Genomic DNA, 15,382 nt, shown 5'->3' with positions numbered 1-15,382 from the left:
ACTTGAACTAAGTACAGGAACGACTGTAGGGGAGCGCGGTAGCACCTACAAGGGGTTTCCTGTACTTAGTTCAAGCGGAGGCCGCCGCCGGTACGCGCAGGGCCGCGAGGACCGGGAGGTGGTCCGTGGCCGCGATCAGATCGGCCCGGCCGACGCCCGGCTGGTGCAGCGGTACTCCGCAGCCGAGGACCTCGATGCCCTTCGTCGCGAAGACGGCGTCGATGCGCTGGGGAGGGTCGCTGTGCGGCCAGGTGTGCTCGCCACCCCAGGGAGCCACGGCCCGGCAGTCCTGGAGGTTCGCGGAGAGCAGGCCGAAGGCGGGACCGCCGGGCCCTTCGTTCAGGTCGCCCCCCGCGATGGCGTGCTCGACGCCGAGTCCGGCGAGCCGGTCGAGGAGCATGCCGCCCTGCTCGTACCGCTCGGTGCCGTCCAGGCTCAGATGGCAGCTGATGACGCCCAGCCGGGCCCCTGCGAAACGGATCACCGCCGTGGCGAAGCCACGCCGGTGCAGTCCGGGGGTGAGGGGCAGCAGGACGTCTTCCGTCCGCTCCACGGTGGCCCGGAGCGAGCAGAGGATCGCGGGGCCCGCGGCGGGGGCGCCGCCGGTGAGGATGACCTGGCCGGAGGCCGCCGCCAGCCGGGCGAGCTTCTTGCGCCAGCGGAAGAAGCGGGGGGCTTCCTGGACGAGGACCAGGTCGGGGGCGCAGGCGGTGATGATCCTGGCCAGGGCGCCGGTGTCGTCGCGCATCGAGCGGATGTTGTAGCTCAGGACGCGGATGACCGCGGACCCGTCGGATTCGGTACGGGAGTTGGGAAGCAGCGTGCTGGTCGCCATGGCGAGCAACATACGACGGTGCCCGCCCGTCCCGGGACCGGACGCGGCGGGCACCGTCGTACGTCCCCACTACATGATCGGGTCGGGCTCCCGCGCCAGGTCCGCCGCGCCCACCATGCCGGCCTTGTTGCCGAGCTGGGCGGCGATCACGTCGGCCACCGGACGCCAGTTGCCGCCGACCAGCCAGCGCTTGTAGGACTTGCGGATCGGGTCGAGGACCAGTTCGCCCTCGTCGGAGAGGCCGCCGCCGACGATGAACGCGGACGGGTCGAAGAGGGAGGCCAGGTCGGCCAGGCCCGCGCCGGCCCAGCGGGCCAGCTCGCGGTAGGAGTCGACGGCCACCGGGTCGCCCTGCCGGGCGGCCATGGAGATGTGCTTGCCCTCGATGCCGTCCGGGGTGCCGTCGCCCAGGGACAGGAGCAGCTCGGCGTTCTCGGGGGTGGCGTTGGCGCGCTGCTTGGCGTATCTGACCAGGGCGCGGCCGGAGGCGTACTGCTCCCAGCAGCCCTGCGAACCGCAGCCGCACAGCAGGCCGTCCGGGACCATCCGGATGTGGCCGAACTCGGCGGCCACGCCGAAGTGGCCGCGGCGCAGCTTGTTGCCGATGATGATGCCGCCGCCGAGACCCGTGCCGAGCGTGATGCAGATGACGTTGCGGTGGCCCTTGCCGGCGCCGAACTTGTACTCGCCCCAGGCGGCGGCGTTGGCGTCGTTCTCGACCACGACCGGGAGGCCCACGCGGGCCTCGACCTTCTCCTTCAGCGGCTCCTGGCGCCAGTCGATGTTCGGCGCGAAGTAGACCGTCGAGCGCTGCCGGTTCACGTAACCGGCCGCACCGATGCCCACGCCGACGATCTCGTGCCCGGCGCGCGCACCCTCCACCGCCGAGGCGATGGCGTCCACGATGGCCTCGGGCGTGGTGGGGGTCGGCACCTTGAAGGTCGAGAGGATGTTGCCTTCCTCGTCGACCACGCCGGCCGCGATCTTGGTGCCGCCGATGTCGACGCCGATGGTGAGTCCCATGAATCCCTCAGTTTCGGTCGAGCCCCGCTACGGCCAACCGTACCCGAGGCCCTGCCGGGAAAGGGCTTCAGTCCAGGTCGATGCGCTCCCCTGGACCGGTGCCCTCACCCCGGTCGCGCCGGCCGTCCGGATCCTCTCGGGTGAGGTCGTCGGCCGTGCGGGCGGTCCAGCGGCGCTCCTGGGCCTGGATGGCGGAGCGGTAGGCGGCGAGCAGTTCGCTGCCGGCCGCTGCCAGGTGGTCGAAGACGTCCGGGTTGCGGTCTATGACGGGCTCGACGGCGGCCTTGGCCTGCTGGACGGCCTGGCGCACCACCTGCTGGGCGGCGGGCCCGGCAAGACCGCCGAGGAGCGGTGACGAGAGGCCGGACAGCTTGTCGGCCACCGTGTCCACGAGTTTCTTCAGTTCCTCGGCGGCCGAGCCCGGCTGCGGGCCGTACTCGGTGCGGCGGCGGGCCTTCTCGGCGGCGAGGTCCTCGGCGCAGGCCGTGGCCCAGGCGTCGGCGTCGGTCGCCCGCCCCTGCTCCTCATATGCGTCGTACGAGTCGGATGCGGGACGCTCTTCGCTCATGGCGGACTCCTGACTACGGTTCGCCTTTACGACGTTACCCGAACGGGCGTACCGGCTCACCGCCCCCTGGCGGGCCACAGGTCGGGGTCCGGGGCGAACCGGATGCACAGCTCGCCCTCGCGCAGGGCGGCCCCGGCGACGGAGCAGCGGCGCAGGGCGGAGGGCAGCGGCACGATCCGCCGGAAAGGCCCGGCGGTGAGAACGAGTTCGTCGCCGCGCCGGACCAGGTCCAGCTCCTCCCGTATCGCGCCGGGCAGCGGGATGTGCCAGACCAGCACGCCGTCTTCGGCGATCCGGTCGGCGACGGGCCACTCGACCGGGGCGGGCACCGGGTTGACGGACGGTATGGCGAGGGCGGTGAGGTCGTCGCCGCCGCGCGGGTCGCGGCCCAGGTGGGGGACGGAATGGACGTCGTACGGCTGTTCCTGCCAGTCGGCGAGCGTCTTGCGCTGCTGGGCGAGGAGGGAGGAGGGCCAGCTGTCCGGGGTGGTCTCGGGCAGGGTGCGGTTGGCGATCAGGGCCTCGGTGCGCAGGCCCCGCACGGCGAGGCCGAGACCGGCGGTGCGTACGGCGTCGGCGCCGGCCGGGCCGGGTTCGGCGACCAGGCGGACGGCGGTGTCCCGGTCGGTGAGGACGGCCTGGACGGCGGCCAGTTCGACGTCCCAGCGGGCCGCCGTCTCGTACAGCCAGTCGGACGGCATGGGCACGCCGGCCAGCCGGCCGAGGACCGGGCGCAGGGCGCGGGCCGCCTGCCGCTCGGGCGGGAGCAGGCGGCGCAGATAGCGGCGCAGCTCCTCGGGGAGCGCGAGCAGGGCGAGGGCCTGCGGGAGGGGCGGGAGATCGACGACGAGGAGGTCGTAGCGCTCGGACAGGGCGGCGTCCCTGAGCGCACGCAGAAAGGACAGCTCCTCGGCGCCGGGCAGCGGGGTGACCTCCTCGGCGTCCAGCCGGGCGGCGCCGAGCAGGTCCAGGACGTTCGCGGCGCGGGCCTGGAAGGCGGTGAGGTCCGCACGGAAGCGTTCGACGGCGTCCGGGCGCCAGGTGGTGAGGTGCGCTCGGGCCTCTTTCGGCGCCGGTCCTGTCGCGGAGCCCAGTGCGGCGCCGAGGGTGTCGGTGCGGTCGGCGCCGAGCAGGAGGGTGCGGGTGCCCTCGCGGGCGGCGGCGAGCGCGGTGGCGGCAGCGATGGTCGTACGACCGCTGCCGCCCGGGCCCGTGATCAGGATGGTGCGCATGAGGCTGAACGCTATCGTCGTGCGCGCGCGGTGAACCGGGGTGACTACTTCTCCCCCGACTCCACCCGCTTCTTCAGGCCCGCCAGAGCCCGGTCGATGATGACCTTCTCCGCCTTGCGCTTGATCATGCCGAGCATGGGGATCTTGACGTCGACCGTGAGGAGGTAGGTGACCTCCGTCGCGCCGGGGCCGGTGGGCTTGAGGAGGTACGAGCCGTCCAGGGAGCGCAGCATCTGGGACTTGACCAGGGTCCAGGAGACCTCGTTCTCGCCGGTCCAGGTGTAGGCCAGCGTCTGGTCGTCCTTGATCGCCCCCGCGTCCATGACGAGGCGGACCTGCTCGGCGCGGCCCTGGTCGTCGGTCTTGAGGACCTCCGCCTCCTTCACCTCGCCCGTCCAGTCCGGGTAGCGGGCGAAGTCGGCGATCACCCCCATGACGTCGGCCGGTGCCGCCTCGATCGTGATGCTCGAGCTGGTGTGTTCCGCCATCGCCGTGGCTCCTCCAGATGCGGGCCGGTACAGAGGTTGTCGTGCGCACGTGTGTGCAGCGTGAAGGCTACCGCGCCACCGACCTGCCGCCTTCACCCCATGTCCCGCGGATCACCGGTCGATCACCATTCGAGCACCCAGGGCCGCCCGGTCCCGGCGAAGTGGCCCACGTTCACGCACTCCGTCGCGCCGATCCGCATCCGGCGGGCGAGCGGCTGATGGACGTGGCCGAAGAGCGAATAGCGGGGTTTCGTGCGGCGGATGGCGGCCAGCAGGGCCCGGCTGCCCCGTTCGAAGCGGCGGGCCACGGTGTCGTAGACCAGTTCGGGGACCTCCGGCGGGATGTGCGTGCACAGCACGTCGACCTCGCCGATCGCCTCGATCTTCGCCGCGTACTCCTCGTCGCTGATCTCGTACGGCGTCCGCATGGGCGTCTTCAGGCCACCGCCGACGAAGCCGAAGGTCCGGCCGCCGATCTCCACCCGCTGGCCGTCGAGCACGGTGGTGCCGGGGCGGGCGTACTCCTGCCACAGGGGCGGCATGTCGACATTGCCGTATGTGGCGTACGTCGGGGTGGGAAACGCCGCGAACATCTCGGCGTACTGCCTGCGCACCGCCTTCTCGATGGCCGCGGCCCGGTCCGTGCCGATGCCGGCCCACAGCCGGGCGCCGAACTCCCGGGCCTCCTCGAAGCGGCGGGCGGTGCGCAGCTCGACGATGCGGTCGGCGTTCTCCTCGCCGAACAGGTCGGGGAAGATGCCGCGCGAGTGGTCGGCGTAGTCGAGGAAGAGGACGAGGTCGCCCAGGCAGATCAGGGCATCGGCACCCTCGCCGGCCCGGGCCAGGTCACGGGCGTTGCCATGCACGTCGCTGACCACATGGACGCGCGTTCTTCGGTTGCCGGAGGGTGTGGATGCCATGGCGATCAAGGGTAGGCGTGTGCGGTGTGCGTGAACAGTGTCGGTCCCGCCTGCGGTTACTCGCCGGTCGGTTCGGCCGTGGACTACTGTGCGCGAAGGAACGCCCGTGTGTGTGACGCAGCGAACATCTGGCTCGGAACCCCTGTCGGGAACACCATACCGGCGGGTAACGTCCGGGCAGTCCAGTCGTGCTCTGGATTTCAACATCTGAATCCGCGAGCACCAGCCCGAGCCTTGGACCGCACCGTCGCATCACACAGTGTCGTGGCGTCGGCGCCCTATGAGGAGCAGCAGTCTTGCGCGAGTTCAGCCTTCCGGCTTTGTACGAGGTCCCTGCGGACGGCAATCTGACCGACATCGTCCGCAGAAACGCCGCGCAGCATCCCGACGTCGCCGTCATCGCCCGCAAGGCCGGCGGCGTCTGGCAGGACGTGAGCGCCCGGGAGTTCCTGGCCGAGGTGCACACTGCCGCCAAGGGCCTCATCGCGGCCGGGGTGGAGCCGGGCGACCGGGTGGGCCTGATGTCCCGTACCCGCTACGAGTGGACGCTGCTGGACTTCGCGATCTGGAGCGCGGGAGCGGTCACCGTGCCGGTGTACGAGACCAGCTCGCCGGAGCAGGTGCAGTGGATCCTGTCCGACTCGGGCGCGACCGCGTGCCTCGTCGAACTGGACAATCACGCGGCGGCCGTGGAGTCGGTGCGCGAGTCGCTGCCCGCCCTCAAGCACGTCTGGCAGATCGAGGCCGGCGGGGTGGAGGAGCTCGGGCGGCTCGGCCAGGACGTGTCGGACGAGACGGTCGAGGAGCGCGGCTCGCTCGCCCGGGCCGACGACCCGGCGACCATCGTGTACACGAGCGGGACCACCGGCCGCCCCAAGGGCTGTGTGCTCACCCACCGCAGCTTCTTCGCCGAGTGCGGCAACATCGTGGAGCGGCTGCGCCCCCTGTTCCGTACCGGCGAGTGCTCGGTGCTGCTCTTCCTCCCCCTCGCCCATGTCTTCGGCCGGCTGGTGCAGATCGCCCCGATGATGGCGCCGATCAAGCTGGGCTGTGTCCCGGACATCAAGAACCTCACCGACGAGCTGGCCGCCTTCCGGCCGACGCTGGTCCTCGGTGTCCCACGGGTCTTCGAGAAGGTCTACAACTCCGCGCGGGCCAAGGCGCAGGCGGACGGCAAGGGCGCGATCTTCGACAAGGCGGCGGACACCGCGATCGCCTACAGCAAGGCGCTGGACAGCGCCTCCGGCCCCTCGTTCGGTCTGAAGGTCAAGCACAAGGTCTTCGACAGGCTGGTCTACAGCAAGCTGCGCGCGGTCCTCGGCGGCCGGGGCGAGTACGCCATCTCCGGCGGCGCCCCCCTCGGCGAGCGGCTCGGCCACTTCTTCCGGGGCATCGGCTTCACGGTGCTGGAGGGCTACGGTCTGACCGAGTCCTGTGCGGCGACCGCGTTCAACCCGTGGGACCGGCAGAAGATCGGCACGGTCGGCCAGCCGCTGCCCGGCTCGGTGATCCGCATAGCGGACGACGGCGAGGTGCTGCTGCACGGCGAGCACCTGTTCAAGGAGTACTGGAACAACCCGGGCGCGACCGCGGAGGCGCTGGCCGACGGCTGGTTCCACACCGGCGACATCGGCACCCTGGACGAGGACGGCTACCTCAGGATCACCGGCCGCAAGAAGGAGATCATCGTCACGGCGGGCGGCAAGAACGTCGCCCCGGCCGTGATCGAGGACCGGATCCGGGCGCACGCGCTGGTCGGGGAGTGCATGGTGGTGGGCGACGGGCGGCCGTTCGTGGGCGCGCTGGTCACCATCGACGAGGAGTTCCTGGGCCGTTGGGCCGCCGAGCACGGCAAGCCGACGGGCTCCACCGCGGCGTCGCTGAAGGACGACCCGGATCTGAACGCGGCGATCCAGGAGGCGGTCGACGACGGCAACGCCGCGGTGTCGAAGGCGGAATCGGTGCGGAAGTTCCGCATTCTGTCCTCCCAGTTCACGGAGGAGTCGGGTCACCTCACCCCGTCGCTGAAGCTCAAGCGGAGTGTGGTGGCGAAGGACTACGCGAACGAGATCGAGGCGATCTACGCGAAGTAGCACGCCTCCTGACGGAGTGTCATGGCGCGGTGTCCTCGGCGAGGACCCGCGCCATCGTGCGTTCGGCGAGCGCGGTGATGGTGACGAAGGGGTTCACGCCGATGTTGCCGGGCACGAGCGAGCCGTCGGTGACGTAGAGCCGGTCGTACCCCTTCACCCGGCCGTGGTCGTCGGTGGCCTTGCCGAGGACGCAGCCGCCGAGCGGGTGGTAGGTGAAGTCGTCGGCGAAGACCTTGCTGGTGGGGCCGAACAGGTCGTAGCGGTAGATGGTCGCGTTGGCCAGGTTGATCCGGTCGAACAGCTTCTTGGCCATGCTCACCGACACCGCGCTCTGGGCGGCGCTCCAGCCGAGCTTCACCGTCTTGGAGGCGGAGTCGTAGGTGAAGGACGCCCGTTCGGGGTTCTTGGTGATCGCCAGGTAGAGGCTGATCCAGTGCTCGAACCCCATGGGCAGCGGGGCGATCTCGGCGAAGACGGGGTTGTCGGTGTTGGCCCAGTCGTCGATGCCCATCACCGGCATGGTGGCCTCGTTGGCGCCGACGGTGTCCCAGATGTGGTTGGCGCGGCCGAGCATGGTGTTGCCGTTGGTGCCCCAGCCCGCGCCCACGGCCGAGTCGAGGTCGGGCAGGGTGCCGGTGTCCCGGGCGCGGACGAGGAGTTCGGTGGTGCCGAGGCTGCCGCCGCCGAGGAACAGGTAGGTGCAGCCGTAGCTCTTGGTCTCGACGACCGCGCCGGTGGTGTCGATCCGGTCGGCGGTCAGGATGTACGACCCGTCGCCGGCCCGGCTGATGGACCTCACCCTCTCCAGGGTGTGGATGGTGACGTTGCCGGTGCCGAGGGCGGCGGCCAGATAGGTCTTGTCCAGGCTGCGCTTGCCGTGGTTGTTGCCGTAGATGACCTCACCGGCGAGCGCGGACTTCGTGGCCGTACCGGCGGCCTCCTGCTGCATGTAGCCGAAGTCGTAGACGTTCGGCACGAACGTGGTCTTCAGGCCCGCGTTGCCGGCCGCCTTCCGGGAGGTGCGGGTGAACTTGTACCACTCTGTGGACTCGAACCACGCCGGGTCGATCGTGTTGACGCCGAGCATGGCGCGGGCGCGGGGGTAGTACGTGCCGTACATCTCGTCGGCGTCCACGGTCGGGAACTGCTCGGTGAAGTACGACTTCAGGGGCGTGACCGCCATGCCGCCGTTGACCAGGGAGCCGCCGCCGACGCCGCGGCCGACGTAGACGGACATGTTGTCGTAGTGCACGCGGTCCAGGACGCCGGGATAGGGGCTGATGTCCTTGTTGACCACGTCCAGCCAGAGGAAGGCGGAGAGCGGGGCCTCGGTGCGGGTGCGGAACCACATGGAGCGCTGGTCGGGGGCGGAGGTGGAGCAGAACACCTTGCCGTCGCCTCCGGCGGTGTTCCACAGCTGCCCCATCTCCAGCATGAGGGTACGGATGCCGGCCTGGCCGAGGCGGAGGGCGGCGACGGCGCCGCCGTATCCGGTGCCGACGACGATCGCCGGGGCGGATTCGACCGCGTCCGGCTGCGCCGCTCGGGCCGACTGCAGGCCGATGCGGGTGAATCCGAGGGTGGCCGCCGTCTGGAGGGCGGCCATACCGAGTATGTGACGTCGCGTCAGCTGACGTCTCATCAGGTTTGCTGTCATGGGCGCAGCATGGGCGGATTATGGGGTTCCGCCAAGCGTTAAGACGCCATCCGGGAAGGGAAGTTCGCCGAGACGGCGACTGCGGGTTGTGCGTGGTTGATCGCGCCCACGCGGCGGAGCCGCATATCGATACAGCCCCGCGCCCCTTCGGGGGGCGCCTGGCCCTACAGCAGGTCTTTGAGTTTCTCGGCGAGCAGGTCCCAGCGCCACCTCTCCTCGACCCACTGGCGGCCGCGCTCGCCCATGCGGCGGCGCAGCTCGGGGTCGCCCAGGAGAGTCACGATCCGCTCCGCGGCCTGCGCCGGCTCGCCGCCCCGGACGACCCAGCCGGTCTTGCCGTCCAGGACCGCGTCGGGGGCGCCGCCCGAGTCGCCCGCGACCACCGGCAGGCCCGTCGCCGAGGCTTCCAGGTAGACGATCCCCAGGCCCTCCACGTCCAGGCCGCCCCGGCGCGTTCGGCAGGGCATGGCGAAGACGTCGCCGGCGCCGTAGTGGGCCGGGAGCTCGGACCAGGGGACGGCGCCGGTGAAGCGGACGGAATCGCCGACGCCGGTCTCGGCGGCCATCCGCCGAAGGTCCTTCTCGTAGGGGCCGCCGCCGACGATGAGCAGGACGGTGTCGGGTTCGGCGGCGAGGATGCGGGGCATGGCCCGGATCAAGGTGTCCTGGCCCTTGCGCGGGACGAGCCGGGAGACGCAGACCACGACCGGGCGGTCGGTGAGACCGAGGCGGGCGCGTAGCTCGTCGCCGCCGGAGCCGGGGTGGAAGGTCTTCTCGTCGACGCCGGGCGGCAGCTGGACCATCCGGCCGGCCGCCTGCGGGGTGAGCGCCGTGGCGATCCTGGACCGGGTGTACTCGCCGAGATAGGTGATCGTGTCCGTCGACTCGCCGATCCGGCGCAGCAGCTGCCGGGCGGCGGGCAGCTGGGCCCAGCCGGCCTCGTGCCCGTGGGTGGTGGCCACCAGCCGCTCGGCGCCCGCCTTGCGGAGCGCCGGGGCCATGAGGCCGAGCGGTGCCGCCGCCCCGAACCACACCGAGGTGCACCCGTGCTCGCGCAGCAGCCCGACCGCCCGCCGGGTCGCCTGCGGGGTCGGCAGCAGCATCGTCGTACGGTCGCGTACGACGGTGAAGGGCTGCTCGGCGTCGAAGGCCGCCGTGGCCCGGACGCCCTCCCGGCCGCGCTTCCAGGTGGAGGCGTAGACGACCAGCCGGCCGGGGTCCAGGCGGAGGGCCATGTTGTGCAGGAAGGCCTGGATTCCGCCCGGCCGGGGCGGGAAGTCGTTGGTGACGATCAGGGTCTTGTGCATCGCCGCCGACCCTACCGAATCGGCCGGGACCGACCCGGACCGAAGCCGGGACCGACCCGGACCGGATGGGACGCTCATGGCCGGATGCGGCCGGATCTGTGGCATGCGCACGGCGTGGCGTCTGTGGCATGGGCACGGCGTGGCACGTCATCATGGTCATACGAAAACGGAGCGCGAAGCGAACACCGAAGCGGACACCGCCGCGGGAATCGAACGGCAAGGGGAGCACGTGGAGACGAAGGGCGCCGGGCGGTCCCTGGCATGGCTGCTCGCGACCTGGGTCATCACCCGCGCGGTGCTGCTGATGTTCGTCTTCCAGGTGTTCCTCTTCCCGGGGCCGGACGTCACCACCGACGTCTCGGTGATCTACCGGGGCTGGTACGAGGTGCTGCGCCAGGGAACTTTTCCGCTGGACGACGTCACCTGGCAGTACCCGCCGGCCGCCGCCCTCCCGGTCCTCTCCCCCATGGCCCTGCCCTTCCTGTCCTACGCGCACGCCTTCTTCATGCTGGCGTTCCTCGCCGACGCGGTCGTCCTGGGCCTGCTGCTGTATCCGGGCCGGCGCTCCGGCCGGTCGCTGCGCGGCGCCTGGGTGTGGGTGGCGGGCGCGCCGCTGCTCGGCCCGACGGTGTACGCCCGCTACGACGTGATGGTGACCGCGGTGGCGGTGGCGGCGCTGCTCGCCGGGACCCGGCACCCGCGGGTGATGGGCGCGCTGACCGCGTTCGGGGCCCTGCTGAAGGTGTGGCCGGTGCTGCTGCTGGCCGGTGCCGTGCGGCGGCGGGCCTGGGGGGCGGCCGCCGTGACCGCCGCCGGGCTCGCGGCGCTGTTCTCGGTGTCCATGCCCGGCGCCTTCGCCTTCCTGACCTTCCAGCGGAACCGGGGCACCGAGGTGGAATCGCTCGGCGCCCTGGTCTTCCACGTGGGCCGGCACTTCGGCTGGCACGGGCAGGTGCTGCTGAACTACGGGTCGATCGAGTTCCTCGGCCCGCATGTGGACCAGGTCAGCGCGGCGGCCCTGGCACTGACCGGGGCCGCGTTCGGCTGGCTGCTGCTGTGGCGGCTGCGGGCGATCCGCAGGGCGCCGCACACGCTCGCGGAGGCGGCCTTCACCGCGGTCCTGCTGTTCACGGTGACCAGCCGGGTGCTCAGCCCGCAGTACCTGGTGTGGCTGATCGGACTGGCCGCGGTCTGTCTGTCGTACCGGGCAAGCCGGATGGGGGCGCCCGCGCTGATGGTGGTGGCCGCGTCCTTCGTGACGGTCCTGGAGTTCCCGCTCGGCTTCTTGCACGTGGTGATGAGCGACCGCTACGGCGTGCTGCTGCTGGTGGTGCGCAACGGGCTGCTGGTCGCGGCCGCGGTCACGGCGGCCCGCCGGCTGTGGCGCTCGACCGTCACCCCGGTTCCTCCCGCGCCCCTGCCGCCCGAGCCGGCCCGGCGCCGCAAGACCCCCGTCTCCTCCTGACCCGCGCGACGCCACCGAGACGCTCGGCGCATCAACTGACCCGATCAGGGGAACAGGGCGTCACTCGGTGCGGGCCAGCTGTGCCCGCACATACTCCCGCCACTGCTCGGTGAACGCGCCCGGCGTGGTGCCGAGCACCCTCCTCAGCGCGTCCTCGACCGCGCCCGCCCGTTTCCCGTGGGCGCCGACGGCACGGTAGAAGGCGTCGAGCCGGGCCGTGCCCCAGTGGTCGGCGATCATCCGGCAGGCCAGCCAGCCGCCCTCGTAGGCCTGCGCGAGCTCGGCCGGGTCGCTGGTGAAGCCGAAGTCCTTGTCGGCCGGGAGCGCGGCGGGCGCATGGCCGTCCTGGACGGCGCGGGTCAGTTCCGGCGCGGTCTCGGTGGGGGTGCGGCCGGTGCCGAGGTAGCCGATCCAGTCCGCGTAACCCTCGGAGAGCCACAGCGGAGTCGCGGCGGTGGTGTGCGCCCGGGTGGCCACATGGGTGGTCTCGTGGGTGAGTACGACCTGCTTGCCGAGGTCGCCGAGGACGGCGTACGCCTCCGGGTTGACGACCACCCGGTCCGCCGGTGCGCGGCCGGTTCCTCCCGCCTCGCCCGTGGTGACGGCGGCGATGCCCCGGTAGTTCGAGGCGGGCGAGCCGAGCAGTGCCGCCATGCCCTGCAGGGACCGCGGGACGAGGACGACGACATGGCGGGTCCAGTCGGTGCCCCAGGCCCGGGAGACGGCCGGGACGGCGCGGTCGGCCAGCGTGGCGTACGCGCGCAGCCGGGCGGCCGTCCCGCCGGTGCCCAGCACCAGGCTGTGCGCGCCCTTGACGGCGGTCACCGGGCCCTGGTCCCACAGCTGCTGCCCGGCCCGCCGGGCGGGCTCGTCGGCGGTGACGTACCACGTGCCGCCGACGGTGCGGCCGAGGGTGAGGGTGCGGCGGGCGTCGACCGGGGCCTTGTCGTACCCGGCGACGCGATAGCTGAGGTCGGCGTCGGCGGTGGCGCCGGAGGAGGTGCGGTGCACGGCGGTGACCCGGTAGGACCAGGAGGCCAGCGGGAGGGCGCGCAGCCGGATGTACTCGGTGCGGGTGCCCGTGGCGCCGTACGCCGTCTCGTCGTGGCCGAGGAGGGCGGCGGAGCGCCGGTCGAGCAGGTGCTGCACCTCGGTGCGGGCGGAGTCGGCCGCCGGTCCGCCGCACCCGGCGAGCGGCAGCAGCAGACCGAGCCCCACGGCTCCTATGCTCCACGCCCGTCTGCGACCAGCCATTTCCCGATCGTAACGGCGAGCGGCGCGATCAGGGCCGGGTGACCGAGGAGACCGGCATCATCCCGACCGGGTCGTAGCGCACCGCCGCTCCCGGATAGGGCGCGTGGATGACCTGCCCGTTGCCGACGTACATCCCCACATGGCTGGCGTCGGAGCGGTAGACGACCAGGTCGCCGGGGCGGGCCTCGGAGAGCGGGATCTGCCGGCCGGCGAAGCGCTGCTCCTGCGAGGTCCGCGGCAGCTGCGTGCCGGCCTGGGCGTACGACCACTGCATCAGGCCCGAACAGTCGAAGCCGGAGGGGCCGCTCGCGCCCCACACGTACGGCCGGCCGAGGGCGGAGCGGGCGGCGGCCACCGCGGCGGCGGCGCGGGCGTCCGGGGCCTCGGAGGAGAAGATGCCGCTCAGGACGGGCAGGTCGGCCAGATCGGCGCGGCCGGAGCCGTCGGAGCGCGAGGCCCGGCCGAAGGCGGTGCGGTCGGCGACCGGCAGCGTGTTGAGCAGCTGCCGGGCCGTGGCGAGCTTCGCCTCCACGGTCCGCTTGTGCGCGGCCACGGCCCGGCGGCTGTTCGCCAGCTCGACGAGCTTCCCGGCCGCCTCCGCGCGCTCCCCGACGAGTTCCCGCATCGCCGACTGCAACTCCCGCAGCTGCCCTGCCTGCTGGACGCCGATGCGGTCGAGGGTGGACGCCTTGTCCAGATAGTCGCCGGGGTCGTCGGAGAAGAGCAGCGCGAGGGCCGGGTCCATGCCGCCCGAGCGGTACTGGGCGCCGGCCAGCGAACCGAGCTGTTCGCGCAGGGTGTTGATGCGCTCCTGCTGCCGGGCGATGCGGTCCTGGGCCTCGCGCACCTCGTGGCGCAGCGTGCCCTCGCGCTCCTGGGCCTTGTCGAAGGCCTGGGTCGCCTGCTCGGCCTCCTGGTAGAGCCGGTCCACCTCGGCACGCGTGGCGCCGCCCGGGGCGGCGTGCGCCGGTACGGCACCGAGCGCGGCGGCCGTGGCCGACAACAGGCACAGGGCGACGGCGCCCCGGTCGAATCCGGAGGAGGCAAGGCGGCGATGAGAGCCCACGGCAGTCCTTCTGCTGGCGGACAAGACTGCTCCCCCGACGCCTGGGGACGGGGAGGCCCCGGCGCCGGGGAAACGCGGCAGACAGTAGCCGTGCGGAAGGGCCCCGGCCAAAGGGCGCGGTGGCCACACACAGTGACGCCCCGCCGCTGACGCAGGTCAGTGGCGGGGCGTGAGGTCAGTTCCGGTCCGAGGGATTCGCCCGTTCGGGCGCCGCCCGGTCAGCGTTTCCCCCGCACGCGCGGGGGTACCGGACCGGGTTTCGCAGGGTGCCGGACCGGCTTGTCGCGGGGGTGTCAGACCCGGACGCCGAACTGGAACGGCATGTCGGACATCGACTCGTAGCGGACCACGGCACCGGTGTGCGGGGCGTGCAGCACCTGGCCGTTGCCGGCGTACAGGCCGACGTGGTGGATGTCGCCGTAGAAGAACACCAGGTCGCCGACCTGGAGGTCGTTGACCGAGCTGATCCGGGTCCCTATGGTCGCCTGCTCCTGGGAGGTGCGCGGGATGGAGACGCCGGCCTGGGCATAGGCCCAGGAGGTCAGGCCCGAGCAGTCGTAGGAGGCGGTGCCGGTGGCGCCGTAGACATACGGCTTGCCGATCTGCGACTGGGCGGCCGAGAAGGCGGCCGCGGCACGGCCGGAGGCGGGCGGGGTGTTGCCGAGGTCGACCCGCTGGCTGGAGGAGCGGTCGGCGCGCTGCTGCTCGGCGGCCAGCTGCTGCTTCTCCTTGGCGGTCAGGGAGTTGAGCAGCTTCTGCGCGTCGGCGAGCTTGCCCTGGACGTCCTTCTTGTTCTGCGCGAGCTGGGTGCGCGTGTCGGAGAGGTCCTTGAGCTTCTGGGTGGCCTCGGCGCGCTCCTGGGACAGTTCGCGCTGTTTGTCCTGAATCTTCTTCAGCGCGTCGACCTGCTGGGCGCTCAGCTGGTCGAGCGTGGAGGCCTTGTCGAGGAAGTCGTCCGGGTTGGAGGACAGGAACAGCTGGACCGAAGGGTCGATGCCACCGGAGCGGTACTGGGAGGTGGCCAGCGAACCGAGACCGTCGCGCAGCTTGTTGAGGTCCTGCTGACCCCGGGCGACGTTGTCCTGGATGGTGGAGATTTCCTTCTGCAGCTTCTGCTGCTTCGCCTGGGCCCCGTCGAACTTCTCGGTGGCCTGCTCCGCCTGCTGATAGAGCTCGTCGACCTTGGCCTTGACCTGGTCCTTGCTGAGCTTCTGGCTCGGCGCGGCGTTGGCGGCGTTCGCGCTCAGCACGACGGCTGCGGCAGCTGCGGTGGTCAGCACGGTCACGCGAGCGCGACTCTGCTGCTTGGGTCGACGGTGGGACGCCACGGAGGACGAACTCCTTCTCGTGAGTGAGTGAGGAAATCACCCGTTCGGAGGTTCGAGCCCAGACCCTAGTGACCCAGCTGTGATCATTCAAATCCTCACACTAAAAAATCCCATCACACAATGCATTCTTTGCCCACAACCCACAT

Annotated in this window: 13 protein-coding genes; 2 read left to right on the top strand and 11 right to left on the bottom strand. The window is 71.6% G+C overall.

Translation table 11 applies throughout. The features are described 5' to 3' along the window. Nucleotides 1-70: 70 nt before the first annotated feature. The 6 genes from BFF78_RS30540 to BFF78_RS30515 all read right to left on the bottom strand — a co-directional run bounded on the left by BFF78_RS30540 (nt 71) and on the right by BFF78_RS30515 (nt 5,066). Nucleotides 71-835, bottom strand: a complete 765-nt coding sequence (locus tag BFF78_RS30540) for an endonuclease/exonuclease/phosphatase family protein (RefSeq protein WP_069783912.1) — start codon at nt 833-835, stop codon at nt 71-73. Between the two features lie 69 nt (nt 836-904). Beyond that, complete coding sequence (locus tag BFF78_RS30535; protein ID WP_069781359.1) at nt 905-1,858, bottom strand: ROK family glucokinase; 954 nt, start codon at nt 1,856-1,858, stop codon at nt 905-907. Between the two features lie 67 nt (nt 1,859-1,925). Beyond that, nucleotides 1,926-2,426: a DUF5304 domain-containing protein gene (locus tag BFF78_RS30530; RefSeq protein ID WP_069781358.1), complete on the bottom strand. Its 501-nt coding sequence runs from the start codon at nt 2,424-2,426 to the stop codon at nt 1,926-1,928. 56 nt (nt 2,427-2,482) lie between these two features. Further along, complete coding sequence (locus tag BFF78_RS30525) at nt 2,483-3,658, bottom strand: ArsA family ATPase (protein ID WP_069781357.1); 1,176 nt, start codon at nt 3,656-3,658, stop codon at nt 2,483-2,485. A 44-nt stretch (nt 3,659-3,702) separates the two neighbouring features. Then, nucleotides 3,703-4,146 (bottom strand): SRPBCC family protein, encoded by a 444-nt coding sequence (locus BFF78_RS30520; RefSeq protein WP_069781356.1) that lies wholly within the window; start codon nt 4,144-4,146, stop codon nt 3,703-3,705. Between the two features lie 122 nt (nt 4,147-4,268). Beyond that, entirely contained in the window at nt 4,269-5,066 is a 798-nt protein-coding gene (locus BFF78_RS30515; RefSeq protein WP_079161544.1) for a metallophosphoesterase family protein, read from the bottom strand. A 296-nt stretch (nt 5,067-5,362) separates the two neighbouring features. Here BFF78_RS30515 and BFF78_RS30510 point away from each other — a divergent pair, with 296 nt between their 5' ends. Further along, nucleotides 5,363-7,159, top strand: coding sequence for an AMP-dependent synthetase/ligase (locus tag BFF78_RS30510; RefSeq protein ID WP_069781354.1), 1,797 nt, complete (start codon nt 5,363-5,365; stop codon nt 7,157-7,159). A 19-nt stretch (nt 7,160-7,178) separates the two neighbouring features. Here the strand turns inward: BFF78_RS30510 and BFF78_RS30505 are convergent, their stop codons facing one another. Then, nucleotides 7,179-8,801 carry a GMC oxidoreductase gene (locus BFF78_RS30505; RefSeq protein WP_472573268.1) on the bottom strand — a complete coding sequence of 541 codons (1,623 nt, stop codon included), beginning with the start codon at nt 8,799-8,801 and terminating at the stop codon, nt 7,179-7,181. Nucleotides 8,802-8,980: 179 nt separating this feature from the next. After that, on the bottom strand, nt 8,981-10,123 hold the full coding sequence (locus tag BFF78_RS30500; protein WP_069781352.1) for a glycosyltransferase family 4 protein: 1,143 nt from the start codon (nt 10,121-10,123) through the stop codon (nt 8,981-8,983). Nucleotides 10,124-10,352: 229 nt separating this feature from the next. On the opposite strand from BFF78_RS30500, the gene BFF78_RS30495 reads away from it, so the two are divergent. Further along, nucleotides 10,353-11,588 (top strand): glycosyltransferase 87 family protein, encoded by a 1,236-nt coding sequence (locus BFF78_RS30495; protein WP_069781351.1) that lies wholly within the window; start codon nt 10,353-10,355, stop codon nt 11,586-11,588. Between the two features lie 60 nt (nt 11,589-11,648). Here BFF78_RS30495 and BFF78_RS30490 read toward each other — a convergent pair whose 3' ends face one another. From BFF78_RS30490 to BFF78_RS30480, 3 genes are all read right to left on the bottom strand, one after another. Next, a complete protein-coding gene (locus BFF78_RS30490) occupies nt 11,649-12,842 on the bottom strand; it encodes a hypothetical protein (protein ID WP_193433572.1) in 1,194 nt (397 codons plus the stop codon). A 28-nt stretch (nt 12,843-12,870) separates the two neighbouring features. Continuing rightward, on the bottom strand, nt 12,871-13,908 hold the full coding sequence (locus BFF78_RS30485; protein ID WP_227025970.1) for a C40 family peptidase: 1,038 nt from the start codon (nt 13,906-13,908) through the stop codon (nt 12,871-12,873). A gap of 293 nt (nt 13,909-14,201) precedes the next feature. Then, the gene (locus tag BFF78_RS30480) at nt 14,202-15,236 is read right to left on the bottom strand and encodes a C40 family peptidase (protein ID WP_069781349.1); all 1,035 of its coding nucleotides are present in this window, start codon (nt 15,234-15,236) and stop codon (nt 14,202-14,204) included. Nucleotides 15,237-15,382 lie beyond the last annotated feature (146 nt).

The sequence above is a fragment of the Streptomyces fodineus genome (assembly GCF_001735805.1).
In the GTDB taxonomy this organism is placed as follows: domain Bacteria; phylum Actinomycetota; class Actinomycetes; order Streptomycetales; family Streptomycetaceae; genus Streptomyces; species Streptomyces fodineus.
This window is presented reverse-complemented; position numbering and strand designations above follow the sequence as displayed.

What these genes read in the sequence shown, in the direction of transcription:
- BFF78_RS30505 (WP_472573268.1), bottom strand. Translation starts at nt 8,801, where the DNA reads ATGAGACGTCAGCTGACGCGACGTCACATACTCGGTATGGCCGCCCTC.
- BFF78_RS30540 (WP_069783912.1), bottom strand. Translation starts at nt 835, where the DNA reads ATGGCGACCAGCACGCTGCTTCCCAACTCCCGTACCGAATCCGACGGG.
- BFF78_RS30525 (WP_069781357.1), bottom strand. Translation starts at nt 3,658, where the DNA reads ATGCGCACCATCCTGATCACGGGCCCGGGCGGCAGCGGTCGTACGACC.
- BFF78_RS30535 (WP_069781359.1), bottom strand. Translation starts at nt 1,858, where the DNA reads ATGGGACTCACCATCGGCGTCGACATCGGCGGCACCAAGATCGCGGCC.
- BFF78_RS30520 (WP_069781356.1), bottom strand. Translation starts at nt 4,146, where the DNA reads ATGGCGGAACACACCAGCTCGAGCATCACGATCGAGGCGGCACCGGCC.
- BFF78_RS30530 (WP_069781358.1), bottom strand. Translation starts at nt 2,426, where the DNA reads ATGAGCGAAGAGCGTCCCGCATCCGACTCGTACGACGCATATGAGGAG.
- BFF78_RS30490 (WP_193433572.1), bottom strand. Translation starts at nt 12,842, where the DNA reads ATGGCTGGTCGCAGACGGGCGTGGAGCATAGGAGCCGTGGGGCTCGGT.
- BFF78_RS30500 (WP_069781352.1), bottom strand. Translation starts at nt 10,123, where the DNA reads ATGCACAAGACCCTGATCGTCACCAACGACTTCCCGCCCCGGCCGGGC.
- BFF78_RS30515 (WP_079161544.1), bottom strand. Translation starts at nt 5,066, where the DNA reads ATGGCATCCACACCCTCCGGCAACCGAAGAACGCGCGTCCATGTGGTC.